Origin of the sequence: Streptomyces sp. x-80 (assembly GCF_046549095.1) — a bacterium.
Taxonomy (GTDB): domain Bacteria; phylum Actinomycetota; class Actinomycetes; order Streptomycetales; family Streptomycetaceae; genus Streptomyces; species Streptomyces celluloflavus.
The window spans coordinates 314,397-340,330 of sequence record NZ_JAJPWM010000003.1 but is presented as its reverse complement, the minus strand read 5'-3'; the positions used below and the strand labels follow the sequence as shown (position 1 = coordinate 340,330).

At 73.1% G+C, this 25,934-nt stretch carries 25 protein-coding genes and 1 riboswitch; of the genes, 11 read left to right on the top strand and 14 right to left on the bottom strand.

Features of this window, described 5'->3' with window-relative positions; all coding sequences use genetic code 11:
• Positions 1-143: 143 nt before the first annotated feature.
• The 5 genes from ACLJWH_RS07075 to ACLJWH_RS07055 form a co-directional block, all read right to left on the bottom strand.
• Positions 144-1,292 carry a hypothetical protein gene (locus ACLJWH_RS07075; protein WP_411140712.1) on the bottom strand — a complete coding sequence of 383 codons (1,149 nt, stop codon included), beginning with the start codon at positions 1,290-1,292 and terminating at the stop codon, positions 144-146.
• Between the two features lie 36 nt (positions 1,293-1,328).
• The gene (gene metF, locus ACLJWH_RS07070) at positions 1,329-2,246 is read right to left on the bottom strand and encodes a methylenetetrahydrofolate reductase [NAD(P)H] (RefSeq protein WP_411140711.1); all 918 of its coding nucleotides are present in this window, start codon (positions 2,244-2,246) and stop codon (positions 1,329-1,331) included.
• Positions 2,247-2,493: 247 nt separating this feature from the next.
• A complete protein-coding gene (thiE, locus tag ACLJWH_RS07065; protein ID WP_411140710.1) occupies positions 2,494-3,144 on the bottom strand; it encodes a thiamine phosphate synthase in 651 nt (216 codons plus the stop codon).
• A gap of 125 nt (positions 3,145-3,269) precedes the next feature.
• Positions 3,270-3,635 (bottom strand): Rv2175c family DNA-binding protein, encoded by a 366-nt coding sequence (locus ACLJWH_RS07060; RefSeq protein ID WP_411140709.1) that lies wholly within the window; start codon positions 3,633-3,635, stop codon positions 3,270-3,272.
• A gap of 153 nt (positions 3,636-3,788) precedes the next feature.
• Positions 3,789-5,030 (bottom strand): NAD(P)/FAD-dependent oxidoreductase, encoded by a 1,242-nt coding sequence (locus tag ACLJWH_RS07055; RefSeq protein WP_411140708.1) that lies wholly within the window; start codon positions 5,028-5,030, stop codon positions 3,789-3,791.
• Positions 5,031-5,185: 155 nt separating this feature from the next.
• A riboswitch (TPP riboswitch) is annotated at positions 5,186-5,297 on the top strand.
• A 78-nt stretch (positions 5,298-5,375) separates the two neighbouring features.
• Between ACLJWH_RS07055 and thiO the strand changes: the two genes are divergently transcribed.
• The 5 genes from thiO (at position 5,376) to ACLJWH_RS07030 (ending at position 10,714) form a co-directional block, all read left to right on the top strand.
• Entirely contained in the window at positions 5,376-6,554 is a 1,179-nt protein-coding gene (gene thiO / locus ACLJWH_RS07050) for a glycine oxidase ThiO (RefSeq protein WP_411140892.1), read from the top strand.
• Positions 6,551-6,766, top strand: coding sequence for a sulfur carrier protein ThiS (gene thiS, locus ACLJWH_RS07045; protein ID WP_411140707.1), 216 nt, complete (start codon positions 6,551-6,553; stop codon positions 6,764-6,766). The genes thiO and thiS overlap by 4 nt, the downstream gene beginning before the upstream one ends.
• Before the next feature lie 9 nt (positions 6,767-6,775).
• Positions 6,776-7,570, top strand: coding sequence for a thiazole synthase (locus ACLJWH_RS07040; protein WP_094795369.1), 795 nt, complete (start codon positions 6,776-6,778; stop codon positions 7,568-7,570).
• Between the two features lie 203 nt (positions 7,571-7,773).
• Positions 7,774-9,753, top strand: coding sequence for a Stk1 family PASTA domain-containing Ser/Thr kinase (gene pknB / locus ACLJWH_RS07035; RefSeq protein ID WP_411140706.1), 1,980 nt, complete (start codon positions 7,774-7,776; stop codon positions 9,751-9,753).
• A gap of 61 nt (positions 9,754-9,814) precedes the next feature.
• Positions 9,815-10,714, top strand: a complete 900-nt coding sequence (locus ACLJWH_RS07030) for a deoxyribonuclease IV (protein WP_411140705.1) — start codon at positions 9,815-9,817, stop codon at positions 10,712-10,714.
• Positions 10,715-10,775: 61 nt separating this feature from the next.
• Here ACLJWH_RS07030 and ACLJWH_RS07025 read toward each other — a convergent pair whose 3' ends face one another.
• The gene (locus ACLJWH_RS07025; RefSeq protein ID WP_411140704.1) at positions 10,776-11,408 is read right to left on the bottom strand and encodes a sulfite oxidase-like oxidoreductase; all 633 of its coding nucleotides are present in this window, start codon (positions 11,406-11,408) and stop codon (positions 10,776-10,778) included.
• Between the two features lie 146 nt (positions 11,409-11,554).
• Between ACLJWH_RS07025 and bfr the strand changes: the two genes are divergently transcribed.
• Positions 11,555-12,031 carry a bacterioferritin gene (bfr, locus tag ACLJWH_RS07020; protein WP_411140703.1) on the top strand — a complete coding sequence of 159 codons (477 nt, stop codon included), beginning with the start codon at positions 11,555-11,557 and terminating at the stop codon, positions 12,029-12,031.
• 66 nt (positions 12,032-12,097) lie between these two features.
• Here the strand turns inward: bfr and ACLJWH_RS07015 are convergent, their stop codons facing one another.
• The 3 genes from ACLJWH_RS07015 to ACLJWH_RS07005 all read right to left on the bottom strand — a co-directional run bounded on the left by ACLJWH_RS07015 (position 12,098) and on the right by ACLJWH_RS07005 (position 15,611).
• Entirely contained in the window at positions 12,098-12,382 is a 285-nt protein-coding gene (locus ACLJWH_RS07015) for a bacterioferritin-associated ferredoxin (protein WP_411140891.1), read from the bottom strand.
• A 165-nt stretch (positions 12,383-12,547) separates the two neighbouring features.
• On the bottom strand, positions 12,548-13,897 hold the full coding sequence (locus ACLJWH_RS07010) for a class II 3-deoxy-7-phosphoheptulonate synthase (RefSeq protein WP_411140702.1): 1,350 nt from the start codon (positions 13,895-13,897) through the stop codon (positions 12,548-12,550).
• A 190-nt stretch (positions 13,898-14,087) separates the two neighbouring features.
• Positions 14,088-15,611, bottom strand: coding sequence for a PLP-dependent aminotransferase family protein (locus tag ACLJWH_RS07005; RefSeq protein WP_411140701.1), 1,524 nt, complete (start codon positions 15,609-15,611; stop codon positions 14,088-14,090).
• Positions 15,612-15,819: 208 nt separating this feature from the next.
• Between ACLJWH_RS07005 and ACLJWH_RS07000 the strand changes: the two genes are divergently transcribed.
• From ACLJWH_RS07000 to ACLJWH_RS06990, 3 genes are all read left to right on the top strand, one after another.
• The gene (locus ACLJWH_RS07000; RefSeq protein WP_411140700.1) at positions 15,820-16,665 is read left to right on the top strand and encodes an alpha/beta fold hydrolase; all 846 of its coding nucleotides are present in this window, start codon (positions 15,820-15,822) and stop codon (positions 16,663-16,665) included.
• Positions 16,666-16,675: 10 nt separating this feature from the next.
• The gene (locus tag ACLJWH_RS06995; protein ID WP_367536644.1) at positions 16,676-16,738 is read left to right on the top strand and encodes a trp operon leader peptide; all 63 of its coding nucleotides are present in this window, start codon (positions 16,676-16,678) and stop codon (positions 16,736-16,738) included.
• Positions 16,739-16,832: 94 nt separating this feature from the next.
• Positions 16,833-18,794, top strand: coding sequence for an anthranilate synthase family protein (locus ACLJWH_RS06990; protein ID WP_411140699.1), 1,962 nt, complete (start codon positions 16,833-16,835; stop codon positions 18,792-18,794).
• Here ACLJWH_RS06990 and ACLJWH_RS06985 read toward each other — a convergent pair.
• From ACLJWH_RS06985 to ACLJWH_RS06965, 5 genes are all read right to left on the bottom strand, one after another.
• Positions 18,760-19,776 carry a 2-hydroxyacid dehydrogenase gene (locus ACLJWH_RS06985; protein WP_411140698.1) on the bottom strand — a complete coding sequence of 339 codons (1,017 nt, stop codon included), beginning with the start codon at positions 19,774-19,776 and terminating at the stop codon, positions 18,760-18,762. The genes ACLJWH_RS06990 and ACLJWH_RS06985 overlap by 35 nt on opposite strands.
• 173 nt (positions 19,777-19,949) lie before the next feature.
• A complete protein-coding gene (locus ACLJWH_RS06980) occupies positions 19,950-20,978 on the bottom strand; it encodes a 6-phosphofructokinase (protein WP_411140697.1) in 1,029 nt (342 codons plus the stop codon).
• A 190-nt stretch (positions 20,979-21,168) separates the two neighbouring features.
• The gene (locus ACLJWH_RS06975) at positions 21,169-21,813 is read right to left on the bottom strand and encodes a response regulator (RefSeq protein WP_411140890.1); all 645 of its coding nucleotides are present in this window, start codon (positions 21,811-21,813) and stop codon (positions 21,169-21,171) included.
• 23 nt (positions 21,814-21,836) lie between these two features.
• Complete coding sequence (gene macS / locus ACLJWH_RS06970) at positions 21,837-23,156, bottom strand: MacS family sensor histidine kinase (protein ID WP_411140696.1); 1,320 nt, start codon at positions 23,154-23,156, stop codon at positions 21,837-21,839.
• Between the two features lie 309 nt (positions 23,157-23,465).
• Positions 23,466-24,197, bottom strand: a complete 732-nt coding sequence (locus ACLJWH_RS06965) for a lysophospholipid acyltransferase family protein (RefSeq protein ID WP_052855003.1) — start codon at positions 24,195-24,197, stop codon at positions 23,466-23,468.
• Between the two features lie 216 nt (positions 24,198-24,413).
• Here ACLJWH_RS06965 and ACLJWH_RS06960 point away from each other — a divergent pair, with 216 nt between their 5' ends.
• Positions 24,414-25,211 carry an alpha/beta hydrolase gene (locus ACLJWH_RS06960; protein WP_411140695.1) on the top strand — a complete coding sequence of 266 codons (798 nt, stop codon included), beginning with the start codon at positions 24,414-24,416 and terminating at the stop codon, positions 25,209-25,211.
• Positions 25,198-25,905 (top strand): hypothetical protein, encoded by a 708-nt coding sequence (locus ACLJWH_RS06955; protein ID WP_411140694.1) that lies wholly within the window; start codon positions 25,198-25,200, stop codon positions 25,903-25,905. Before ACLJWH_RS06960 ends, ACLJWH_RS06955 begins: the two co-directional genes overlap by 14 nt.
• Positions 25,906-25,934: the final 29 nt, after the last annotated feature.

Genomic DNA, 25,934 nt, shown 5'->3' with positions numbered 1-25,934 from the left:
CCCGGGCCTGACGACGGGCGGGGTCCGGCGCCGGCCCGGACGGCATCCGGCGTCCGGGCCGGTCGCGCCGGCCGCGGCCCGCGGTGGGGACGAAGCCACCGCGCGCCCCGGCCCGTGCGACCTGGCGCCGGGCCGCGCAGGGCTCAGTAGCGGTAGTGCTGCTCGTCGTAACCCTGTTGCTGGTGCGGCGGGTAGGGCGGCTGTCCGGCTGGGGGCTCGGCGTCGCGCTGTTGCGGGACCCAGACCCCGCCGGGCGGCGTCTCGACGTAGCCCTGCCCGGGGTGCTGCCCCTGGGGCTGCCCGGTTCCGTCGGCCGGCCGGCCGTCGTACTGCTCCGGGACGTACGGGGGGCGGCCATAAGGGTCCGGCTGCTCGTACGGGTCGTACGGGGCGGGGTACTGCTGGGCGCCGAGGTACGGGTCGGCGTAGGGCTGCTGTCCGCCCTGGCCGTCGCCCCCGTACGTCCCGTACTGGCCCGCGTAGGGGTCCTGCTCCCCGGCGGGAGCGCCGTAACCGCCGCCGTACGCAGGGCCGTTGCCGCCGCCGTCGCTGCCGCCGGTGGCGTTGCCGTAGGCGTCGTAGCCGGTTCGGCCGGTCTGCGGGGTGCGGGCGTCGGTGCTGTAGACGCCGTACTGCCCGGTCTCGTCGGGGAGCGGCTGTGGGGCGTAGACGGCGGTGGCGTCGGGGCGCGGATAGCCGTCCTGGTCCGGGTAGTTCTGCGGTACGAAGACGCTGCGGTCCTGGTACGGGTCCTGGTAGGGGTCCTGGCCCTGGTAGCCGTGGTGCGCGTCGTACGGGCCCGGCCCCTGGTAGGGCTCCTGGTGCAGGCCGTGCTGCCCTGGGAAGTCCGCCTGGCCCTCGGTGGCACCCTGGTCCTGAGGGGTGTCCCGCTGGGTGAACGTCCCCTGCTCGTCGGTGCCGTGGCCGGTGCCCTCGGTGAGCGGCACCGCTTCCAGGCCGGAGACCTGGAGGGCCGGCTCGGCGGCGGGTGCCTTGGCGTTCCCGGAGCGGGCCCTGCGCCGCCGGCTCTCCGTCCGCTTGCGGCGCAGGGCCCAGCCGGTCGTGAAGCCGCGCCGGAAGGAGAGCGTCACCTTCACCTGCCCGACCGCGAAGGCGATGGCACCCACGGCGATCACGATGACCGACGGGATGATGACGCCGGCCACCACCCCGAGGAAGCCGGTGAAGGCGAGCAGCCGCCAGCGCAGCCGGGCCTTGTGCTGGAGCAGGACCTCACTCAGCAGCCACAGCCCGACGAAGCCGAATGCGATGTAGAGGACCGTCCAGCCCATATACGCCCCTCTTTCGCCGCTTTCCGGCCACCGTCATCAGGACTGCTGGTGCAGTCCGAGATTCTCGTAGATTTCCAGGGTCGCCGTGGAGTGGTTCAGGGTAATGAAGTGCAACCCGGGCACGCCTTCGGCCATCAAGCGCGCACACAGTTCGGTCGCGTACTCGATGCCAATGGAGCGTACAGCCGCCGGGTCGTCCTTGACCGCGAGGATGCGCTCCGCCAGCTCGGGCGGGAAGGCCGCGTTGCTGAGCTGCGCGAACCGCTCGATCTGGCGCACGTTCGTGACCGGCATGATCTCCGGAATGATCGGCGTCGAACAACCCACCGCCGCGACCCGGTCGCGCAGCCGCAGATAGTCCTCCGGATAGAAGAACATCTGCGTGATGGCGAAGTCCGCGCCGGCCTGGCACTTGGCGACGAAATGCGCCACATCGGTGTCCCAGTCCGTGGAGCGCGGATGCATCTCGGGGAAGGCCGCCACGCCGACGCAGAAGTCGCCGGACTCCTTGATCAGCCGGACCAGGTCGGCCGCGTAGGTGACGCCCTCGGGGTGCCGCACCCACTCGCCCATCGGGTCGCCGGGCGGGTCGCCGCGCACCGCGAGCATGTTGCGGATACCGGCGTCGGCGTACTGGCCGATGACGTTGCGCAGTTCGGCGGTGGAGTGGTTGACCGCGGTCAGGTGGGCGACCGGGGTGAGCGTGGTGTCGGTGGCGATGCGCTCGGTGGCGCGCACCGTCCCCTCACGGGAGGATCCGCCGGCTCCGTACGTCACGGAGACGAAGGTCGGGGAGACGGCCTCGATCCGGCGGATGGCGTTCCACAGGGTCCGCTCGCCCTTCTCGGTCTTCGGGGCGGCGAACTCGAACGAGTATGACTGCTTGCCGGAAGCCAGCAGCTCGCGCACGGTCGGCGCGTGATCAGTCCTGGTGGAAGCTGTACCTAGGGCCATATGGGCAGGTTAACCACCGGCCGGGCACACTCAAACCGGCACCGGCGTTATGCCTGGTATGGCCGATTCGTGTCCACGGGCTGGACAGGCGCGGATCACCACTCGGTCATCCGGGGACAGCATGCGGGCCCTACCGGCGACCAAGGACCCAGATGCCCGGATCATCCCTTCATCGCCTGTGCGGAGGGTGCCTCTGCGGATGCCCGGCGCACCGGACGCCCGGAGATCCCGCTACCGGATGCGCCACTCACTCCGCCGCGGCGCGGACCCGGCGCGCCAGATCCGCCGCCGCCGCGCCCGGATCGTCCGCCTCGGTGAGGGCGCGGACGACCACGATCCGGCGGGCGCCCGCCGCCAGCACCTCGTCCACATTGCCGGCGTCGATCCCGCCGATCGCGAACCAGGGGCGCTCCGGAGCGCGCGAGGCGGTGTAGCGGACCAGGTCGAGGCCCGGGGCGTGGCGGCCCGGTTTGGTGGGCGTCGGCCAGCACGGTCCGGTGCAGAAATAGTCCACCCCCGCTTCGGTGGCCGCGGCGTCCACCTCGGCCTCGGCGTGGGTGGAGCGGCCTATCAGGACGTCCGTGCCGAGGAGGGCGCGGGCGGCCGGGACCGGCAGATCGCCCTGTCCCAGATGCAGCACCGGGGCGGCGGCCGCATGGGCGACGTCCGCGCGGTCGTTGACCGCCAGCAGCTTGCCGTGCCGCCGGCAGGCGTCCGCGAAGATTTCGAGGTGGGCGAGTTCCTCCGCCGCCTCCATGGTCTTGTCGCGCAGCTGCACGATGTCCACGCCCGAGGCGAGCACCGCGTCCAGGAACTGCGGGAGGTCGCCCTGCCGCTTGCGGGCGTCCGTGCACAGATACAGCCGGGCCTCGGCCAGGGCCTGTCGTGCGGTGCTCATCGGGCGGCTTCCCCCCAGGTCGGCGGCGTACGGGCCGGGCCTTCCGGCCCGTACACCCCTCGGATGCGAATGCGGTTACGGATGCTGATGCGATTGCTGATGAGGGCGCGCTCGCGCCGTGCGGATCAGACGGCGAGCGCCTGAGCCCGGCGCTTCACCTCCGTGCCGCGGTTCTCGCGCAGCGCCTGCGCCGGGGTGCCGGGCAGGGTGTCATCCACGGTGAAGAGCCACTCCAGCATCTCCTCGTCGGCGAAGCCGTCGTCGCGCAGGAGGGTCAAGGTCCCGACGAGGCCCTTGACGACCTTGCCGTCCTTGATGAAATCGGCCGGCACGTGCAGTGCCCTGTTCTCGCCGCGGCGCACCGCGATCAGCTGGCCCTCCTTGACCAGCTGCCGGACGCGTGTCACCTCGACGCCGATCTCTTCGGCGATGTCGGGGAGGGTGAGCCAGGCGGGGACGAGTCCATCGATGTTTGCGTCAATCTCGGTCACAGGACAAGCGTGCCATCTCGCACTGACAGCCGGTAGCCGGGCATCGCCGTCGACGGCCCGAGGCACACCGGCGGGTGACACCCGCGGTGCCATCCGCCGCGCCACGGCGGCGCCCCCGCGGGCCGCCCCGTACCCCGTGCCCGTGCGCGGCCGCTAGAGCGCCGCCGCCTTCAGCGGTACGGACGCGTCCGCGGCCCGCTCCCGGTCGAGGGCCGCGCCGCGCTCGATCAGCTTGCGCCCCTGTGCCAGGTCACGCGGGCGGCCCACGGCGAGCAGCGCGACCAGCCGGGCGCCCCGCAGCCACAGCACGGACCAGGCGGCGCCGGCCGGGTCGCCGCGCCAGAGCAGCTCGTCGGCGTCCCCGTGATGGCCCGCGTACTGCACGAACCGGCCGAACTGCTCGGACCAGAAGTACGGGACCGGGTCGTAGACCATGCCCTCCGCCGCACCGCGCAGGATGTTCTCGGCGACCGTACGGGGGCCCTGGAGGGCGTTGTCCCAGTGGTGGACCAGCAGGCGGGTGCCGTAGCGGGCGGACGGGAAGGAGGCGCAGTCGCCGACCGCGTACACATCGGGGACGGAGGTGCGCAGCCGCTCGTCGGCCAGGACGGAGCCGTCCCGCGGCGAGAGCGCGACGTCCGAGCCGGCCAGCCAGCCGGTGGCGGGCCGGGCGCCGATCCCCACGACCACGGCGTCGGCGGGCAGCGTCGTACCGTCCGCGAGGGTGACCGCGCCCGCCTCGACGGCTGCGACCCGGGCGCCGGTGCGCAGGTCGGCGCCGGCGTCGGCGTACCAGTCGGTCATATGGGCGGCGACCTCGGCGGGCAGGGCGCCGGCCAGCGGGCGGTCGGCGGCCTCGACGACGGTGACCGCGCAGCCCGCCTCGCGCGCCGCGGTCGCGAACTCCGCGCCGATCCAGCCCGCCCCGACGACCACGATCTCGTGCCGGGCGGCCAGCACGGGCCGCAGCCGCTCGGCGTCGTCGAGGGTGCGCAGCAGGTGGACGCCGGGCAGCCCCGCACTGCCGGGCAGCAGGATCGGGTCGGCGCCGGTGGCGAGGACCGCGTAGTCGTACGGGACCGGGCCCTCGGCGGTCTCGACGGTGTGCGCGCCCGGGACCAGGGCGGTGACCGGCCGGCTCAGATGCAGCTCAATGCCGAGCGCGCCGAAGTCGATGTCGAAGGTGGAGCCCTCGGCCTTGCCGAGCAGCACCGCCTTGGACAGCGGGGGGCGGTCGTAGGGCTGGTGCGGCTCGCCGCCGAGCAGGGTGATCGCGCCGCGCCAGCCCTGTTCGCGCAGGGCGACCGCGGTCTGCACACCGGCGATTCCGGCGCCGACGATCACGACGCGGGGCGTCCGGTCAGGGGCCTGGGAGGACGTGCTCTGCTCGCTCACCCGATCACTGTAAGACGGTGTGTCTCGCCGCCAGCAGCAGCGCGCAAGGAGATCTCTGACACAGCGTCACGGTCGGTCACCCCGGGGCCGCACGGCCGGGGCCCCGCCGGGCGCGCCCTTACGGCGCGTCGCGGGCCCGTATTAGGGTGAGGGATACACGCACTCGCGGGAGCCCGGACGCACCGGGCTGAGAGGGAGGCTGGCGGCCTCCGACCGTACGAACCTGATCCGGGTCATGCCGGCGAAGGGAGGGGCTGGACGCCCATGCATCCATCTGTCACACCGTCCACCGCCACATCATCGACATCGGCCGCACCACCGCCCCCGGGCGGGCAGCACGCCGATGTGCTCGTCATCGGGGGCGGCATCATCGGCCTGGTCACGGCCTGGCGGGCGGCCGGCCGGGGGCTGGAGACGGCCGTCGTCGATCCGGCGCCGGGCGGCGGCGCCGCCCATATCGCGGCCGGCATGCTGGCCGCGGTCACCGAACTCCACTACGGAGAGCAGACCCTGCTGGGTCTCAACCTCGCCTCGGCGCGGCGCTATCCGGACTTCACCGCCGAGCTGGAGGAGGCGAGCGGGCGGCGGATCGGCTACCGGCGGTGCGGCACACTGGCCGTCGCGCTGGACGCCGACGACCGCGCCCTGCTGCGCGAACTGCACGCCCTGCAACTCCGGTCGGGGCTGGATTCGGAGTGGCTGACGGGGCGCGAGTGCCGTCGGCTGGAGCCGATGCTGGCGCCCGGTGTCCGCGGCGGTCTGCGGGTGGACGGCGACCATCAGGTCGATCCGCGCCGGCTGGCGGGCGCGCTGCTCGTCGCCTGCGAGCGGGCCGGGGTGGCCTTCCACCGCGCCTCGGCCGAGCGGCTGACGGTCGCCCGGGGACGTGCCTCGGGCGCCGAACTCACCGACGGGACACGGCTGTCGGCCGGTCAGGTCGTCCTGGCCGCGGGGAGCCGCAGCGGGCAGCTGGCCGGGGTCCCCGACGCGGTGCTGCCGCCGGTGCGCCCGGTCAAGGGGCAGGTGCTGCGGCTGCGGATGCCGGCGCCACCGGCCGGTGGCGCCGCCTTCCTGTCCCGCACCGTACGGGCCGTGGTCCGCGGCGGCCCGCTCTATCTGGTGCCGCGGGAGAACGGCGAGCTGGTCCTCGGCGCCACCAGCGAGGAGCTGGGCTGGGACACCACCGTGACCGCGGGCGGCGTCTACGAACTGCTCCGGGACGCGCACGAGCTGGTCCCCGGCATCACCGAACTGCCGCTGGCCGAGACCTGCGCGGGGCTGCGTCCCACCTCCCCCGACAACGCGCCGCTGCTCGGCCCGACCGCGCTGCCCGGTCTCCAGCTGGCCACCGGCCACTTCCGCAACGGTGTGCTGCTGACGCCGGTCACCGGTGACGCGATGGCCGAGGCGCTGACCACCGGAGAGCTCCCGGCGGCGGTCCGCCCGTTCTCCCCCACGCGCTTTTCCGCCGTGTCCGCCCCGGGGCCGCAGCGCGCCCGCGTCCTGGAGGAGGAGTCCGTATGAGTGCCCCCACCGTTTCCGTCTCCGTCAACGGCGAAGCGCGCGAGATCCCCGGCGGCCTCACCCTCGACCGGCTGGTCGCGACGCTGTCCCGGGCGTCCGGCGGGGTGGCCGCCGCGGTCAACGAGACCGTGGTGCCGCGCACCCGGTGGTCCGACACCCCGCTCGGCGAAGGCGACCGCGTCGAGGTGCTCACCGCGGTCCAGGGAGGCTGATCCGCCACCATGACCGATGATCTCCTCACCCTCGCCGGCCGCACCTTCCGGTCCCGTCTGATCATGGGGACCGGTGGTGCGCCCAGCCTCGGCGTCCTGGAGCGCGCGCTGCTCGCCTCCGGTACGGAACTGACGACGGTCGCCATGCGGCGGCTGGATCCGGCCGTGCAGGGCTCGGTGCTCTCCCTGCTGGCGCGGCACGCGATCCGGGTGCTGCCGAACACCGCGGGCTGTTTCACCGCGGGCGAGGCGGTGCTGACCGCCCGGCTCGCCCGGGAGGCGCTCGGCACGGACTGGGTCAAGCTTGAGGTCGTCGCCGACGAGCGCACCCTGCTGCCGGACCCGGTCGAGCTGCTGGACGCCGCCGAGACCCTGGTGGACGACGGTTTCACCGTGCTGCCCTATACGAACGACGATCCGGTGCTGGCCCGCAAGCTGGAGGACGTGGGCTGCGCCGCGATCATGCCGCTGGGCTCGCCGATCGGGTCCGGGCTGGGCATCCGTAATCCGCACAACTTCGAGCTGATCACGGAGCGGGCGGGCGTCCCGGTCGTGCTGGACGCGGGTGCCGGTACCGCCTCGGACGCCGCGCTGGCCATGGAGCTGGGGTGCGCGGCGGTGATGCTGGCGTCCGCGGTGACCCGTGCCCAGGAGCCCGAGCTGATGGCGGGGGCGATGCGGCACGCGGTCGAGGCCGGCCGGCTGGCGTACCGCGCGGGCCGCATCCCGCGCCGCCACTTCGCGCGGGCTTCCTCGCCGACCGAGGGCGTGGCGGAGCTGGACCCGGAACGCCCGGCGTTCTAGGGCGGGGCGGGCCGTCTGCGGACCGGTTCGGTCCGGCCGGGACGTGCGCCCCTCCCGAACTCCCGCCGATCGCGGCTACCCGGCCCCGGGCGGCCCCGGCCCGTGCGCCCCGTGTCGTGTTCCGGTCACCGTTCGGCTTCAGTACGGGCGGGGTGGCGGCCGGGCGGGCGGGTGGCCGGCGGGTCCTCGTAGACTCGTCTGCCGTGGATACGACCCTTGAGGACCCGCTCGTCGGCCGGCTGCTCGACAGCCGCTACCGCGTCCAGGCCCGCATCGCCGCCGGCGGTATGGCCACGGTCTACCGGGCCGTGGACACCCGGCTCGACCGGGAGCTCGCCCTGAAGGTGATGCATCCGGCCCTCGCCATGGACGGGGCGTTCGTCGACCGGTTCATCCGCGAGGCCAAGTCGGTCGCGCGGCTGTCCCACCCCAACGTGGTGGGCGTGTTCGACCAGGGTACGGACGGTACGTACGTCTATCTGGCGATGGAGTACGTCGCGGGGTGCACGCTGCGCGACGTACTGCGCGAGCGGGGTGCGCTCCAGCCGCGGGCCGCGCTGGACATCCTGGAGCCCGTCCTCGCCGCCCTGGGCGCCGCGCACCGCGCCGGCCTGGTGCACCGCGACATGAAGCCGGAGAACGTCCTGATCGGCGACGACGGCCGGGTCAAGGTCGCCGACTTCGGTCTGGTGCGCGCGGTGGACAACAACACCACCGCGTCCACCGGCACGGTTCTGGGGACCGTCTCCTATCTGGCGCCCGAGCAGATCGAGAGCGGCACCGCGGACGCCCGCGTGGACGTCTACGCCTGCGGCGTGGTGCTCTACGAGATGCTGACCGGCGGCAAACCGCACACCGGCGGCTCCGCGGCGCAGGTCCTCTACCAGCATCTGCACGAGGACGTGCGGCCGCCGTCGGAGTCCGTGCCCGGTCTGGCGCCGGAACTGGACGGCCTGGTGGCGCTGGCCACCGCCCGGGAGCCGGCCCGGCGGCCGCAGGACGCGGTGGCGCTGCTGTCCCGGGCACGCAGCGCCCGCGCGGCGCTCACCGACGCGCAGCTGGACCTCGTACCGCCCCACGCGAAGGACGTCCCGGCGGACGGGGACGACACCGAGAAGACCAGCGTGCTGCCGCGGACCGGTGCCGAGCAGCTCCAGCTGCCCGGGTCCCCCGCCGACGCGGAGCTGAACCGCACCGCCAGGCTGGAGCTGCCGGCGGCCGCCGCGGCGTCGCCCGCCGAGCGGACCACCCGGCTGCGCCCGGCGCCCGCCGCGACGCCGCGTACCGGCCTCTTCCGGCAGCGCCGGACCGCCACCCTCGTGGCCGCCGTGCTGCTGGTCCTCGGGCTGGGCGCGGGCGTCTGGTACATAAACGCCGGCCAGTTCACCACGGTCCCCGCCGTCCTGGACCTGCCGCAGGCCAAGGCCGAGAAGACGCTGCGCGACGAGGGACTGCGGGTGAAGGTGGTGCGCGGTTACAGCCCCAACGTGGAGCGCGGCCATGTCATGGCCACGGACCCGGAGAACGGTAAGCGCATCCGCGGGACGGGCACCGTCACCCTCACCGTCTCGCGCGGCCCGGAGGTCGTCACGATCCCGGATCTGGCGGGCACACCGGTCGCGGACGCCCGGCGCGAGCTCCGGGACCGCGGGCTGACGCCGGGCACCGAGGCACGGGAGTTCAGCGACGAGGTCGCCAAGGGTTCGGTGATCCGTACGGACCCGGCCGCGGGCAGCAGGCGGCGGCCGGACACGGCGGTGGCGCTGACGATCAGCCGCGGCGCCCCGGTGGACGTGCCCGATGTGGTGGGCGCAGCCCGCGCGGACGCCGAGTCGGCGCTGACCGGTGCCGGTTTCCAGGTGAAGTTCGCGGACGAGCCCGTCTACTCGCCGCAGGCGAAGGACACCGTCGCCCAGCAGTCCCCCGGCCAGGGCGGCAAGCTCGGCAAGGGCGACACGGTCACCCTCACGCTCTCCAAGGGGCCGGAGATGGTGACCGTCCCGGACGTCACCGGCAAGAGCACCGACGACGCGAAGCGGCAGCTCACGGATCTCGGCTTCGAGGTCGAGGTGCAGAAGCCGCTGCTGTTCCCGCAGGACTCCGTCGATACACAGTCGGTCGGCGGCGGTGACCAGGCCCCCAAGGGCAGCAAGATCACCATCAAGCTCAAGGGCGCGCTGTAGCGGCGGGTGCGGCGGGCCCGCCGCCGTCCGGCGGCCGCGGGGCGCCTGGCACCCTGGAGGGGTGAGCACCTCCCCCTCCCCGCAGCGCGCCGAGCCGCGCGCCCGTACCCGCAATCCGGTCGGCGGCCATGTGCCGGTGGCCGGCGGCCTGGCCAAGGTCGGTATCGCGTACGCCCGCGAGATCGGCGGCGAGACCGTACAGGTCTTCGTGGCCAATCCGCGCGGCTGGGCGACGCCGCCCGGCAGCCCCGAGCAGGACGAGGAGTTCCGCGCGGGCTGTGCGCGGGAGGGCGTCCCCGCGTATGTCCACGCGCCGTATCTGATCAATTTCGGCTCGCACACCGAGGCGACCGTGGACAGGTCCGTCGAGTCGCTGCGCCACTCGCTGCGGCGCGGGCGGGAGATCGGCGCGCTCGGCGTGGTGGTGCACACCGGCTCGGCGACCGGCGGCCGGCCGCGTGCGGAGGCGCTGGCGCAGGTCAGGGAGCGGATGCGGCCGCTGCTCGACGAGCTGACGCGGGACGACGACCCGTGGCTGCTGCTGGAGCCGACGGCCGGCCAGGGGGCTTCGCTGTGCGCACGGGCCGAGGACCTCGGGCCGTACTTCGACGCGCTGGACCGGCATCCCCGGCTCGGGATCTGCCTCGACACCTGCCACGCCTTCGCGGCCGGTCACGACATGGCGGCCCCGGGCGGGATGAAGGCGCTGCTGGACGAGGTGGTGGAGGTCGCGGGCGAGGGCCGGCTGCGGCTGATCCACGCCAATGACTCCCAGGACGTGACCGGCGCCCACAAGGACCGGCACGCGAACATCGGCGCCGGTCACATCGGCGCGGAGCCGTTCCGCGAGCTGTTCGTCCACCCGGCGACCGAGGGGGTGCCACTGGTGATCGAGACACCGGGCGGCAAGGAGGGGCACGCGGCGGACGTGGCGCTCCTGAAGGAGCTGCGCGAACGCTGAGCGAAGCCGCGCCGGCGCCGGACGGCGGGCGGCGGTCTCCCGGCGGGACCGGGCCCGGGGTTCAGAGCTCCGGGCCCTCGCCCGGCTCCTCCTGATAGGAGTAGCGCTGTTCCCGCCACGGGTCGCCGAGATTGTGGTAGCCGCGCTCCTCCCAGAAGCCGCGGCGGTCCGCCGTCATGTACTCGATACCGCGGACCCATTTGGGGCCCTTCCAGGCATACAGCTGCGGCACGATCAGCCGGACCGGGAAACCGTGCTCGGCGGTGAGCAGTTCGCCGGAACGGTGGGTGGCGAAGAGGCACTTCTCCGCGGCGAAATCCGCCAGCCGCAGATTCGAGCTGAATCCGTACTCGGCCCACACCATCACATGTGTGACATCGGGCGCGGGCGGTGCGAGATCGAGGATGGTGCGGGTGCGTACCCCGCCCCATTCGGCGCCCAGCATGCTGAATTTCGTGACGCAGTGCATATCCGCGACGACCGTTGTGTAGGGCAGCGCGGTGAATTCCTCGTGCGTCCAGCAGTGTTTGTCGCCGTCCGCGGTGGCACCGAACGCCCGGAACTCCCAGCGGTCGGGGCGGAACTTCGGCACCGGTCCGTAATGCGTGACCGGCCAGCCTCGCTGAAGACGCTGCCCCGGGGGCAGCTGAGGATGCTCCTCTTCGCGGCTTTCCGGCTGACCCATGTCCTCCATGTTGTCAGACCGGAAGGGGTGCCCGTGACCGGGGCGGGAGGGATTCGGACAACTCGTACTAAGTGTGCACTTACTGGACGGCCCGCTGGGGCGGTGCGAGGATGCGCGGCACCTGCCCAGTTCTCGCGCGGAAGGAGCCCGCTGCCATGCAGGGCGACCCCGAGGTCATCGAATTCCTCAACGAGCAGCTGACTGCCGAGCTGACCGCGATCAACCAGTACTTCCTGCACGCCAAGATGCAGGAGAACTTCGGCTGGACGAAGCTCGCGAAATACACCCGCGCCGAGTCGTTCGACGAGATGAAGCATGCGGAGATCCTGACGGACCGCATTCTCTTCCTCGAAGGTCTGCCGAACTACCAGCGCCTGTTCCATGTTCGCGTCGGCCAGACCGTCACCGAGATGTTCCAGGCCGACCGGCAGATCGAGGCCGAGGCGATCGACCGGCTCAAGCGCGGTATCGAGGTCATGCGTGCCAAGGCGGACATCACCTCGGCGAACATCTTCGAGGACATCCTCGCGGACGAGGAGCACCACATCGACTATCTCGACACCCAGCTGGAACTGGTCGAGAAGCTCGGGGAACCGCTCTACATCGCCCAGGTCATCAAGCAGCCGAGCTGATCACCAAACGGCCGGGCCGGCCGCACACGCCCCGCCGACGTCCGTGCACCGGGCGCGCGGCACCGGCTAGGCGGCTTCCGGAAGCCCCACAGGCGCCGCTTCCGCCACCACCACGGCCGGCATCCCCGCGGCCGGCGGCTGGGCACCCAGCGGCTCGGGCGCACCCGATTCGACGAGCTGGCGCCGGGGACACGCACCGCGGCCGAGCAGTGCCTGGATGCGGCGTACGCAGCCGCCGCAGTCGGTCCCGGCCTTGCAGGCGGAGGCGATCTGGCGCGGCGTACAGGCGCCGGTATCCGCGTGGTCACGGACCTGCTGTTCGGTGATCCCGAAGCAGGAGCAGACGTACACGCGGTTCACCCCCGAGAGGAACTGGGCTCGCCGATCCGGATGATCGCGAGTGAGGTAACCCTTACCTTACCTGTCGCGAGGAGCGCTCCACAACGCGGTGGGGCGCGGATCACAGGATCCGCGCCCCACGCGTGTGTCACCGGCCGCCGTCAGCGCCGGACGGCCTCACTGATCGCGGTACATCTCCGCCACCAGGAACGCCAGGTCCAGCGACTGGCTGCGGTTGAGCCGCGGGTCGCAGGCGGTCTCGTAGCGCTGGTGCAGATCGTCGACGAAGATCTCGTCGCCGCCGCCCACGCACTCCGTGACGTCGTCGCCGGTCAGCTCGACGTGGATGCCGCCGGGGTGCGTACCGAGGCTCTTGTGGACCTCGAAGAAGCCCTTGACCTCGTCCAGCACATCGTCGAAGCGCCGGGTCTTGTGACCCGAGGCGGCCTCGAAGGTGTTGCCGTGCATCGGGTCGGTGATCCACGCGACCTTGGCGCCGGAGGCGGTGACCTTCTCCACCAGCTCGGGCAGCTTGTCGCGGACCTTGTCCGCGCCCATCCGGGTGATGAAGGTCAGCCGGCCCGGCTCGCGGTCCGGGTCGAGGCGCTCGACGAGGGTGAGCGCCTCCTGCGGCGTGGTGGTCGGGCCGAGCTTGACGCCGATCGGGTTGCGGATCCGGGAGGCGAATTCGAGATGCGCGCCGTCCAGCTGGCGGGTGCGCTCGCCGATCCAGACCATGTGGCCCGAGACGTCGTAGAGGTTGCCGGTGCGCGAGTCGGTGCGGGTGAGCGCCGACTCGTAGTCCAGGATCAGCGCCTCGTGCGAGGAGAAGAACTCGACGGTGCGGAACTCCTCGGGCTCCACCCCGCACGCCTTCATGAAGTTCATCGCGCGGTCGATCTCGCGGGCCAGCGCCTCGTAGCGCTGTCCGGAGGGCGAGGACTTCACGAAGTCCTGGTTCCAGGCGTGCACCTGGCGAAGGTCGGCGTAGCCGCCGGTGGTGAAGGCGCGGACGAGGTTGAGGGTCGCCGCGGAGGCGTGGTACATCCGCTTCAGCCGCTGCGGGTCCGGGATCCGGGCCGCCTCGGTGAACTCGAAGCCGTTGACGGAGTCGCCGCGGTAGGTCGGCAGGGTCACGCCGTCGCGGGTCTCGGTCGACTTGGAGCGCGGCTTGCTGTACTGGCCGGCGATCCGGCCGACCTTGACCACCGGGACGGACCCGGCGTAGGTCAGCACGGCGCCCATCTGGAGCAGCGTCTTGAGCTTGTTCCGGATGTGCTCGGCGGATACGGCGTCGAAAGCCTCCGCGCAGTCGCCGCCCTGAAGCAGGAACGCCTCACCACGGGCGACCGCTCCCAGGCGCTCGCGCAGCTGGTCGCACTCGCCCGCGAAGACGAGCGGCGGATAGGACTCAAGCTCCGCGATCACATCGCGCAGAGCCTCTTGGTCCGGCCAGTCGGGCTGCTGCGCCGCGGGCAGGTCTCGCCAGGTGTGGCCACCGGCGTGGGTTTCAGCGTTCACGGTCACATGGCCAACATTACGGGGTTCTCGGGAGTCGCCCTTTCCCCGCCCGGACTTTGAGACAGTGCCCACTCGGCGGGACCCGCCCCCTCGGCGCCGCCCGCGCTCCGCCCGGCCCCGGACCGCGGGGTTCCCGGCCCCGCACTCCCCTTCGGCCCGTCCCTCCGCCGTCGGCCTGTCCGGCTCCGCCGTCCGGTCAGTCCGGGAGGGAGTCGTCGGGCGTCCCGTGCGCGAGCGCGGCGAGGGTGGTCAGCGCCTGGGCGAGCGGCTCATGGGCGGGTCCGGCGAGCGCGAGCCGGACGGCGTTCGGCGCCGGACCCGCGCCCTGGGCGCCCTCCGCCGCGACGGCGAAGGCGGCGGCCGGGGTGACGGCGATCCCGTGGCGCGCGGCGGCCGCCAGGAAGGTCTCGGCGCGCCACCGGGCGGGCAGCTCCCACCAGGCGAAGTAGGCACGCGGGTCGGCGTGTACGCGGAAGCCGGCCAGCCGCTCGCGGAGCAGCGCCTGGCGGACGGCGGCGTCCTGGCGTTTGGCGGCGACGATCCGCTCCAGGCTGCCGTCGGTCAGCCAGCGGGTGACCGCCTCCAGGGCGAAGCCGGTCGCGGTCCAGCCGCCGGAGCGCAGGGCGGCGGAGAGCCGGCCGGTGTGCGCCGGGGGCGCCAGGGCGAGGCCGACGGTCAGGCCCGGGGCGAGCCGTTTGGAGAGGCTGTCGACGAGGATCGTGCAGTCGGGGGCGAGCGCGGCGAGCGGCGGGCGGGCGGTGCCGGTGGCGGAGGTGGCGTCCGGAGCGGCCGCGTCCCCCGGACAGCTCCTGTCCGCCGCGCGGTCCCGGTCCGCCGTACGGTCCCCCTCTCCCGTACGGTCCCCGCCTGCCGCCCCGGACGCCGCCCCGTCCCCGTCCGCCGCGCCGTCCGGGTGCAGGAAGGCCCACACCGCGTCCTCCACGGCCCACAGGTCCAGCTCGCCGAGGGTGGCGGCGAGCTCGGCGCGGCGCCCGGCGGACATCGTCACGCCGAGCGGGTTGTGCAGGGTGGGCTGGACGTAGAGGGCGCGCAGCGGGGCGGCGCGGTGGGCGGCGCGGACCGCGTCCGGGCGCAGTCCGTCCGCGTCGGTGGCCAGCGGAACGAGGGTGATGCCGAGCCGCGCGGCGATGCCCTTGACCATCGGATAGGTGAACGCCTCGACGCCGAGGCGTCCCCCCGGCGGGACGAGGGAGGCGAGCGCGCCGGCCATCGCCTGCCGGCCGTTGCCGGCGAAACGGAGGTGGTCGGGGTCCGCGCGCAGGGCCGGGCCGCTCAGCAGCGCCGCGGCGGCGGCGCGGGCGGCGGGGGTACCGGCCGGGGCGAGCGGGCGCAGGGCGGCGCCGAGGGCGTCGGGCCGCAGCAGGGGCGCGAGGCCGGCGGCGAGCAGGGCGGACTGTTCGGGGACGACGGGGTAGTTGAGTTCGAGGTTGACGGGGACGGTGCCCGCGGGTGCCGGTTCGGCGAGCGCGGGGCCCGGCGCGTGCCGGGCGGCGCGCACATACGTACCGCGGCCGACCTCGCCGACGGTCAGGCCGCGGCGGGCCAGCTCGCGGTAGACCCGGGTGGCGGTGGAGTTGGCGATGCGGTGCGCGCGGGCGAAGGCGCGCTGGGTGGGAAGGCGGTCGCCGGGGCGCAGCCGTCCGTCGGCGATGTCCGCCGCGACGGCGTCGGCGATGCGCCGGTAGTCCTCCGCGCTCATGATCCGCCCCTCTCCGTCCGGGTCCTGCCGGCCCTTCCGGGTCCTGCTCGCGTTCCGCCTGGTTCCGCCCATTGCCCCACATTGCACCGAGAGCAATGTTTTTATTGCACCGAGAGTGTGCGCCTCCTAGCATCGGACGTCAAGGGCCGCACGACGGCGCCGGCATCCGGCGACGGCGTCAACAACCAGGCGAATGAGGCGAGTTGCGTTGAGTACGGCTGCCGTCGGAGGAATCACCGTCGGGTACGAGGACCAGGGCACCGGGGTGCCGCTGGTGCTCGTCCACGGGCATCCCTTCGACCGGACGATGTGGGCGCCGCAGACCGCGACGTTCGGCGCGGCGCGACCGGGTTCCGGATGGCGGGTGATCGCGCCGGATCTGCGCGGGTACGGCGCGTCGACGGTCGTCCCCGGCGTCACACCGCTGGAGACGTTCGCCCGCGATATCGCCGGGCTGCTGGACGTACTGGGCCTCGGGGCCGACCGGATCGTGCTCGGCGGGCTGTCGATGGGCGGCCAGATCGCCCTGGAGTTCGCCCGGCTGTTCCCGGAGCGGCTGCGCGGACTGGTCCTCGCCGACACCTTCGCGCAGGGCGAGAGCGCCGAGGGCAGGGCGCGGCGCAACGCCCTCGCCGACCGGCTGCTGGGCGAGGGCATGGGCGGCTACACCGACGAGGTACTGGACAAGATGATCGCGCCGGAGAACGTCGCACGGCAGCCGGAGGTCGCCGGGCACGTCCGCCGCATGATGCTCGGCACACCGCCCGAGGGAGCCGCCGCCGCGCTCCGCGGCCGGGCCGAACGCCCCGACTACACCGGCCTGTTGGGGCGGATCGCGGTGCCGACGCTGGTGGTGGTCGGACGGGACGACACCTACACACCGGTCGCCGACGCGGAATTCCTGCACCGGCGCATCCCGGGTGCCACGCTCGCGGTCATCGAGGACGCCGCCCATCTGCCCAACCTCGAACGGCCCACCGCCTTCGACGCGGCGCTGGCCGGATTTCTGGCCGGTCTGCGTCCGTCCCCCGCCCCGGCGCCGGGCGTCGGGTAAAGTTCCCGCCATGTACGCGCAACCGGTCATGAGCATGAACTGGTGGTGGACCGCTCATCCGGCGGCCCACTGATTCGCGCGCGCACCACTGACTTCGCGAAGGCCGCCCCGAGGGGCGGCCTTCCGTCGTACGGCGGCCGTTCCTCCCCTCCCGGAAGGAACCCGCCGTGCACCACACCCCCACCCCTCCCGCAGTCCCCCGTACCGATGCCGCCGCCCTCGTCCAGCGGCTGCTCGATCCCGGCTGCCCGCCGTTCGCCCTGCTGCGCCGCCGCTCCCCGGGGCGGGACACCACCGCCGTCGAGGTGCTGATCGGCGAGGTGGCCGAGGTCGAGCGGCTGGCGGACATCCCGCTGGGCGACGGCGTCCCCGACGCGCCGGTGACCGACGCGCTCGCGCTGATCCCCTTCCGGCAGATCCGCGAGCGCGGTTTCGAGGCCCATGACGACGGCACCCCGCTCGCCGTGCTGCGCCCCCGCGAGTGCGCCGAAATCCCCCTGGACGCGCTGCTGGCGGCGCTCCCCACGCACGACGTCCGGGTGACGGACGGCGCGTTCGATGTGGACGACGCGACGTACGCGGGGACCGTCGGGCGGATCGTCCGGGACGAGATCGGCACCGGCGAGGGCGCCAACTTCGTCATCCGCAGGACGTTCGAGGGCGAGATCGCGGGCTTCTCGGCGGCCGACGCACTGGCCCTCTTCCGGCGGCTGCTGGCCGGCGAGCGCGGCGCGTACTGGACGTATGTCGTGCACCGGCCCGGGGTGCGCACCCTCGTCGGCGCCAGCCCCGAGGTGCATGTGCGGATGTGTGGCGGCACGGTCGTGATGAACCCGATCAGCGGCACCTACCGCTACCCGGCCGGGGGCCCCACCGCCGAGAGCCTGCTGGCGTTCCTCGGCGACCGCAAGGAGGTGGAGGAGCTGTCCATGGTGGTGGACGAGGAGCTGAAGATGATGTGCACCGTCGGCGACATGGGCGGTGTGGTCGTCGGGCCCCGGCTCAAGGAGATGGCTCACCTGGCGCACACCGAGTACGAACTGCGCGGCCGGTCCACCCTCGATGTGCGCGAGGTGCTCAAGGAGACGATGTTCGCGGCGACGGTCACCGGGTCGCCGGTGCAGAACGCCTGCCGGGTCATCGCCCGGTACGAGCCCGCCGGGCCCGACGGACGGGGCCGCGGCTACTACGCGGGCGCGCTGGCGCTGATCGGCCGGGACGCCGGCGGCGCGCAGACGCTGGACTCGCCGATCCTGATCCGTACCGCCGACATCGCCGCGGACGGCCGGCTGCGGGTGCCGGTCGGCGCCACCCTGGTGCGCGCCTCCGATCCGCACGGCGAGGTCGCCGAGACGCACGCCAAGGCGGCCGGGGTGCTCACCGCGCTGGGCGTACGGTCCGCACCGGCCGGCGCCGGGGCCGCGGGGCCGCCGCCGCACCTGGCCGACGACCCGCGGGTGCGCGCCGCGCTCGACGCCCGCCGCGCCGATCTCGCCCCCTTCTGGCTGCGGATGCAGAGCACCGCGCCGACCGCCGCGCTGCGCGGCCACGCGCTGGTCGTCGACGCCGAGGACACCTTCACCGCGATGCTGGCGCATCTGCTGCGCACCTCGGGGCTGACCGTCACCGTCCGCCGCTACGACGAACCGGGGCTGCGCGCGGCCGTCCGGGCGCACCGGGGGCCGGTCGTGCTGGGCCCCGGCCCCGGCAACCCGTCCGACGCCGCCGACCCCAAGATGCGCTTCCTGCGCTCCCTGACCGCGGAACTCGTCGCCGGCCACCGGCACGGGCTGCTCGGGGTCTGCCTCGGGCACGAGCTGCTCGCCGCGGAGCTGGGGCTGGAGATCGTCCGCAAGGACGTGCCGTTCCAGGGCGCCCAGGAGCGCATCGACTTCTTCGGGCGCCCGGAGACGGTCGGTTTCTACAACACCTTCACGGCCCGCTGCGACGACCGCACGGCCGCCGAACTGGCCATGCACCGGGTGGAGTTGAGCCGGGACGCGGACACCGGCGAGGTGCACGCGCTGCGCGGCCCCGGCTTCGCGGGCGTGCAGTTCCACCCCGAGTCGGTGCTGTCCCTGGACGGCGCCTCGGTCACCGCACAGTTGCTGGCCGCTGTCCTGGTGTGACGAGCGTGTTCTCGTTGGTGCGGCCGGCCAGATAGTCCTCGACATTGGCGACGGTGGTGTCGACGATCTGGCCGACCGCTTCCGCGGTGAAGTACGCCTGGTGGGAGGTGACCAGTACGTTCCCGAAGGTCATCAGGCGGGCGAGGGTGTCGTCGCTGATGACGTCGAGGGACTTGTCGAGGAAGAAGAGCCCGGCCTCCTCCTCGTAGACGTCCAGCCCGACGCCGGCGAGCCGGCCCGCCTTGAGCGTCTCGACCAACGCCGCGGTGTCGACCAGCCCGCCGCGGCTGGAGTTGACGAGGATCGCGTCGTCCTTCATAGCGGCCAGCGCGTCGGCGTCGATGAGATGCCGGGTGGCCGCCAGCAGCGGGACGTGCAGGGTGATCAGGTCCGCCTCGGCGAACAGCTGCCGCTGGTCGACGTAGCGCATGCCGAGGTCGAGGCAGGCGGGGTTCTCGGCGACGTCCCAGCCCAGCAGGTCCATCCCGAAACCGTGGGCGATCCGGGTGAACGCCTCGCCGATCTTGCCGGTGCCGATCACCCCGGCCGTACGGCCGCGCAGGTCACGGCCCATCAGACCGTCCAGCCGGAAGTCGAAGTTGCGGGTGCGGTTGACGGCCCGGACGAGCCCCCGGTTCACCGCCAGCGCCAGGGTCCAGGCGAATTCGGCGACCGCGTACGGGGAGTAGGCGGAGACCCGGCCGATGGTCAGTCCGAGGTCGGCCGCGGCCTCCAGATCGATGTTGTTGAAGCCGGTGGAGCGCTGGGCGATCATCTTCGTGCCGCCGGCCGCGAGGGACTGTAGGACCTCGGCGCTCAGATCGTCGTTGACGCTCGCGCTGACGACCTCGTACCCGGCGGCGATGGGCGCGGTGTCGCGGTTGAGGAAGAAATCCAGACAGCGGACCTGGTGCCGTTCGGCGAACGCCTTCTCCAGCAACGGCCGCTCGTCCACCTGCACGCCGAACGCGACGATATCCACGTTTCTCCCACCGATCCCGATTCACCCGCTGATGAGCGATAGGCCGAATATGACGAATATGCCGAATATACGGCCCATCGCTCGGCGGTGCCGTCCGGAGACCGGGCGGGGGAACACCCCGGGGCACACCGGCCCGGGAGGGGCGGCAGGGAGCCCCGGCGGGTAGCGGCCGCTCAGCCGAAGAAGACGCCGGCCTCGGCGTAGAGCGCCGGATCGACGGTCTTCAGCTTCGCGGTCGCCTCCTCGATCGGCACCCGGACGATGTCCGTACCGCGCAGCGCGACCATCTTCCCGAAGTCGCCGTCCCGCACCGCGTCGACGGCGTGCAGACCGAAGCGGGTGGCCAGCCAGCGGTCGAAGGCGCTGGGCGTGCCGCCGCGCTGGGTGTGCCCGAGCACGGTCGTGCGCGCCTCCTTGCCCGTACGCCGTTCGATCTCCTTGGCCAGCCACTCCCCCACGCCCGAGAGCCGGACGTGCCCGAAGGAGTCGGTGCTGCCGTCCTTGAGGACCATCTGGCCGTCCTTGGGCATCGCTCCCTCGGCGATGACCACGATCGGCGCGTAGCGGACCTTGAAGCGGGCGTCGATCCAGCCGCAGACCTGCCCGACGTCGAAGCGCTGCTCGGGGATGAGGATGACGTTGGCGCCGCCGGCCAGGCCCGAGTGCAGCGCGATCCAGCCGGCGTGCCGGCCCATCACCTCGACCACCAGCACCCGCATATGCGATTCGGCGGTGGTGTGCAGCCGGTCGATGGCCTCGGTGGCGACGCCGACGGCGGTGTCGAAACCGAAGGTGTAGTCGGTGGCCGAGAGATCGTTGTCGATGGTCTTGGGGACGCCGACGCACGGGATGCCGAATTCGCCGGAGAGCCGGGCGGCGACGCCGAGGGTGTCCTCGCCGCCGATCGTGATCAGTGCGTCGACCTCCTCCTTGGCCAGGGTGGCCTTGATCCGGCGGACGCCGTCCGCCTCCTTGAAGGGGTTGGTCCGCGAGGAGCCCAGGATCGTGCCGCCCCGGGGCAGGATGCCGCGCACCGCCGCGATGTCCAACGGCATCGTGTCGCCCGTCAGCGGGCCGCGCCAGCCGTTCCGGAAGCCGACGAAGTCATATCCGTACTCCTGGGTGCCCTTGCGGACCACGCCTCGCATCACCGCGTTCAGACCGGGGCAGTCGCCACCGCCGGTCAGCACTCCGACCCGCATCGCTGCTTCACCTACATCCCGTCAGTGGCCGCGCACGCGGCCGTGAATGAGCCGACCCCGGTCACGCTAAAGGTGATCTGGGTCACTCCGGGATGGGGCGGGCGCCGACTCCGTTGATTCGCCGGGGAGTTGGGACACGGCGTTCACCCGTACGAGCGGACCGGGCTGTCCGGCCGGCGGCTACGCCCCGCTACACCCCGTCGAGGCCGCGCTCTATCGCATACCGCACCAGCTCGACGCGGTTGTGCAACTGGAGCTTGCCGAGGGTGTTCTGTACGTGGTTCTGCACCGTGCGGTGCGAGATGACCAGCCGTTCGGCGATCTGCTTGTACGAGAGCCCCTTGGCCACCAGGCGCAGCACCTCGGTCTCCCGGTCCGTCAGCTGCGGCGCGCCGGGCGCGTCCGGCGCCGCCGGGGCCGGTTCGGTCGCCAGTCTGCGGTACTCGCCGAGCACCAGACCGGCCAGACCGGGGGTGAACACCGGGTCGCCGGCGGCGGTGCTGCGCACCGCGTCCAGCAGCTCCTGGGTGCTCGCCGACTTCAGGAGATAGCCGGTCGCGCCGGACTTGACCGCCTCCAGGACATCGGCGTGCTCACCGCTCGCGGAGAGCACCAGCACCCGCAGCGCCGGATCGCCGCCGACCAGTTCCTTGCACACCTGGACGCCGGGCAGCCCCGGCAGATTGAGATCCAGGACCAGTACGTCGGGCGCTACGGCCTGCGCCCGGCGCACCGCCTGGAGGCCGTCCCCGGCCGTCGCCACCACGTCGAATCCGGCCTCCGCCAGATCCCGCGCGACCGCGTCGCGCCACATCGGGTGGTCGTCGACCACCATCACCCGCAGGCCCGCCTGCTCACTCACGCTCTCGCCCTCCCCCGCCTCGTGCCCCCGGGCGCGGCGCCCTTGGGGACCTTCAACTCCACTTCCGTGCCCTGGCCGGGGACCGAGATCCAGTCGGCGCTGCCGCCCAGCTCCCGCAGCCGCCCGCGGATCGAGAGGGCGACGCCGAGCCGGCCCTCCCGCTCGGCGTCGGCGAGCCGCCCCTCGGGAATGCCGGGGCCGTCGTCGCGCACCGTCACGAGCACCGCGTCCGGTTCGTCCTCCACCAGGATCCACGCGCGGGCGGCGGCCCCCGCATGCACCCGCACATTGTCCAACGCGGCACCGACAGCGGCCGCCAGCTCGGCCGCCGCCGCGGCCGGCAGCTCCACCGGGGCGCCGGGCTCGGAGAAGGTGACACCGGCACCGGCGTACGGCGCGAGCAGCGCCCGGACGTCGCACGGACCGGTGACGGGCGCCGGGCGCGCGGGCCCGGTCCGGCCGGCGGGCGGCGGTCCGGCACCGGTCGCGGGCGCCACCGTGTCCGCCGCGGCGTCCGGCGCCGCAACGCGCTGTGGTCCCACCAGTCCGCCGGAGACCAGGGTGCGCAGCGCGACCTCCTGTTCGCCCGCCATCCGGCCGAGTTCGGCTGCCTCACCGCCGATCGCGGCACCGCGCCGCTGCACCATCGCCAGCACCTGGAGCACGCTGTCGTGGATGTCGCGGGCCAGCCTCTCCCGTTCCCGGGTGGCGGCCTCAATCTGGAGGGCGCGGGCGAGGGTGCGCTCACTGGCGCGGGCCACCTCGACGACATAGCCGATCGCCACGCTCGCCACCCACACCAGGACGACGTTGTGGATGGTGCCGCGGGCCAGCTCCTGACGCTCGATCAGGTTGGCGACGGCGACCACGCTGGACGCCGCCGCGGCCCACCGCCAGCCGCCCTTGATCGCGAAGCCCAGCACGGCGCCCGCCGCCCAGATCGACGGCAGCGTCGGCGAACCGCCCATGATGCGGGCGTGCGTGTCGACCAGCGAGGTGAGCAGGATGCCGCCGACCACCAGCGTGAGGTCGATGACCAGGAACCGCCGCGTACAGCGCTCGGCGGAGGTCGTCCGGCGCCAGGTCAGCGCCATCCAGACGGTGAGCGTGCCCATGTAGGCGGCGGCGCCCAGCGGATGGGCGTAGTGGCGGTAGGAGAACGCGACCAGGGCGAAGGTGTAGCAGAAGGTGAGAATGCGGTAGCCGGTGAGCGCGCGCCACAGCGGCAGCTCGACGGACATCCGTACCGTCTTCGGACGCTTGCCGCTGCCCCTGGTGACGCCACCGCGCACCGTCGGTATGTCTGCTTCCGTCATGCCGGTCCCCACCCCTCGCCGGGCCCGGCCGGTCGCCGTCACCGGTCCTGCCCGCGCCGTCCGGGCCGCTCCGGCCCGCCTGGTCCGTCGTGTCCGCCCGCCCGGCGGGACCCAGGACGTGTCGCCACCGTGGTACCTGCCCGGTGGCGCCCCGCACGCCGCTCCCCGGCCACCGCCGGGGGGGATGCCCTCACGCGGCGCTGCCGGACCCGCCCCGTACACGCGGGATCCGGGCGACCCGCCGCCGCGCAGGGCGCCGCACCGGACACCCCGCCCTTCGGGCGAACGGTGCCACGGTGACGCCCCGCCCTAGGGCGTGTCGGTCTTCTGCTGCTCCGCGTCGGCCTTCTTCTTCGCCTCCGCCGCCTTCGCCTGCTCGGCGATCTGCCGTTTGGCCGCGGTCGCGTAGATGTCGACGTACTCCTGGCCGGACAGCTTCATGATCTCGTACATGACCTCGTCGGTGACCGACCGCAGGATGAAGCGGTCGCCCTCCATCCCCTGATAGCGGGCGAAGTCCAGCGGCTTGCCGATACGGATGCCCGGCCGGATCATCTTCGGCACGATCTTGCCAGGTGGCTGCACCTTCTCGGTGTCGATCATCGCGACGGGGATGACCGGCGCGCCCGTGGCCAGCGCGACCCGCGCCAGACCGCCCGGCTTACCGCGGTAGAGCCGGCCGTCCGGGGAGCGGGTGCCCTCCGGGTAGATACCGAACAGCTCACCGCGCTCCAGCACCTCGATACCGCTGCGGACCGCCGCCTCGCCCGCGCCGCGGCCGCCCGAACGGTCGACCGGAAGCTGGCCCACGCCCTTGAAGAACGCGGCCGTCAGCTTCCCCTTCACCCCCGGAGAGGTGAAATATTCCGCCTTCGCGATGAAGGTGACCTTGCGGTCCAGCACCGCGGGCAGGAAGAAGGAGTCCGAGAAGGACAGGTGGTTGCTCGCGAGGATCGCGGGACCCTCGGCGGGAATGTTCTCGATGCCTTCCACCCAGGGCCGGAAGGCAAGCTTCAGGGACCCGCCGATGGAAAACTTCATTGCGCCGTAGATCAACCGACTGCCTCCTGTGTGTGACGCAAAGACCTTAACCTGCCCCGGCGTCCGGCTCACCGCGGCGGGGCGACGAGCGCCCGGCGACGCCCGGCGCAGGCCCCGCGACCTGCTCCCGCGGCCGTCGTCCGGCCTACCCGGTGGGCGCCGCGCCGCGTACCCTGAGGTAACCATCCAGCTCCCCTCATCGATCGGAGTCCTCCGGTGCCGCTCCTTCCCGGAGCCGAGCCGTTCCGCCGTGACGGCGGAGAGGTCGGCGTCCTTGTGTGCCACGGCTTCACCGGCTCCCCTCAGTCCGTACGCCCCTGGGCGGAATATCTCGCCGACCGCGGGCTGAGCGTCGCGCTGCCACTGCTGCCCGGACACGGCACCCGCTGGCAGGACATGCAGGTCACGACCTGGCAGGACTGGTACGCCGAGGTGGACCGCGAACTGCGGGCGCTGGCCGAGCGCTGCTCACGGGTCTTCGTGTGCGGGCTGTCGATGGGCGGCGCGCTGGCGCTGCGGCTGGCCGCCAGGCACGGCGACGCGATCAGCGGGGTGGCCGTGGTCAACCCCGCCAACGGCGTGCACGACGCGGCGGCGCCGCTGCTCCCGGTGCTGCGCCATGTCGTGCGGACGACCAAGGGAGTGGCGAGCGATATCGCCAAGCCCGGCGCGCGGGAGGTCGGCTACGACCGGGTGCCGCTGCACGCCGCGCATTCGGTGCGCCGGTTCTTCCGCCAGGTCGACTCCGAACTCCCCTGCGTCACCCAGCCGTTGCTGGTGATGACCAGCCCGCAGGACCATGTCGTCCCGCCCACGGACTCCGAACGCATCCTGAGCCGGGTGTCCTCGACGGACGTACGGCACAGACTGCTGGAGCGCAGCTATCACGTCGCGACGCTCGACCACGACGCCGAGCAGATCTTCGAGGACACCTTCGCCTTCATCGCCCGGCTCGCACCGGAGGCGCGGACGGGCGCGGCACGGGAGGGGACGGCGGCCAGTGGTGGAGCGTAGCCCCCGCGACCCCCGGGATCCGCTGGACGAGGAGGCCGCCTGGGCCGAGATCGTCGCGGGCTACGGCGAGCGGCCGCCGTTCCCGGCACCGGACGACGACAGCGGCGGCGGCAAGGACCGCGGCGACGGTGGCGACGGCACGGCCGCGCGGCCGGCGGGCGCCGCCGGTCCGGCGGGTGTCCCCGGCACCCCCGGCGCCCTCGACCTGACGAAGCCGGGCACGGCCGAGGCCGGCCCGCCGGCCGCCGGGGACGCGGCCGGCGACGGAGCGGCGGACGGCGCCGCGCGCGAGAACCGGCCAAAGAACGGTCCCGATCAGGGCGGACCCGGCAGCCCGGCGGGCACCGGCCGGCCGGGTGGCTTCATCGTCTTCGCGCCCGGCGTCGGGCCGCGCGACTGGTCGGCCGCCGAGCCGTCCGACGACGACTTCGACGCGAGCGACGAGGGGCACTTCACCCCGCCCGAGCCGCCCCCGCTGCCGAGCGCCGATGTCACCACCAAGTTCGCCTGGCTCGCGGTGCTCGGCGGTCCGCTGCTGCTGGTGCTGATGATGCTCTTCCAGCAGCCGGTGACGTGGTGGATCACGGTGCTGGGCATCGGCGGCTTCCTCGGGGGCTTCGCCACGCTCGTGGCCCGGATGAAGCACGACGACGAGGACGACGACGATCTGCCGGGCAGCGGCGCGGTCGTCTAGCGGACGCGGCGGAGCCGGGTGACGCAGGT

Excerpts from the sequence above, each read along its gene's own strand:
- ACLJWH_RS07075 (WP_411140712.1), bottom strand. The coding sequence starts at position 1,292 with ATGGGCTGGACGGTCCTCTACATCGCATTCGGCTTCGTCGGGCTGTGG.
- metF (WP_411140711.1), bottom strand. The coding sequence starts at position 2,246 with ATGGCCCTAGGTACAGCTTCCACCAGGACTGATCACGCGCCGACCGTG.
- thiE (WP_411140710.1), bottom strand. The coding sequence starts at position 3,144 with ATGAGCACCGCACGACAGGCCCTGGCCGAGGCCCGGCTGTATCTGTGC.
- thiS (WP_411140707.1), top strand. The coding sequence starts at position 6,551 with ATGAGTGCCCCCACCGTTTCCGTCTCCGTCAACGGCGAAGCGCGCGAG.
- ACLJWH_RS07040 (WP_094795369.1), top strand. The coding sequence starts at position 6,776 with ATGACCGATGATCTCCTCACCCTCGCCGGCCGCACCTTCCGGTCCCGT.
- ACLJWH_RS07025 (WP_411140704.1), bottom strand. The coding sequence starts at position 11,408 with ATGGAGGACATGGGTCAGCCGGAAAGCCGCGAAGAGGAGCATCCTCAG.
- bfr (WP_411140703.1), top strand. The coding sequence starts at position 11,555 with ATGCAGGGCGACCCCGAGGTCATCGAATTCCTCAACGAGCAGCTGACT.
- ACLJWH_RS07005 (WP_411140701.1), bottom strand. The coding sequence starts at position 15,611 with ATGAGCGCGGAGGACTACCGGCGCATCGCCGACGCCGTCGCGGCGGAC.
- ACLJWH_RS06980 (WP_411140697.1), bottom strand. The coding sequence starts at position 20,978 with ATGCGGGTCGGAGTGCTGACCGGCGGTGGCGACTGCCCCGGTCTGAAC.
- ACLJWH_RS06975 (WP_411140890.1), bottom strand. The coding sequence starts at position 21,813 with ATGGTGGTCGACGACCACCCGATGTGGCGCGACGCGGTCGCGCGGGAT.
- macS (WP_411140696.1), bottom strand. The coding sequence starts at position 23,156 with ATGACGGAAGCAGACATACCGACGGTGCGCGGTGGCGTCACCAGGGGC.
- ACLJWH_RS06965 (WP_052855003.1), bottom strand. The coding sequence starts at position 24,197 with ATGAAGTTTTCCATCGGCGGGTCCCTGAAGCTTGCCTTCCGGCCCTGG.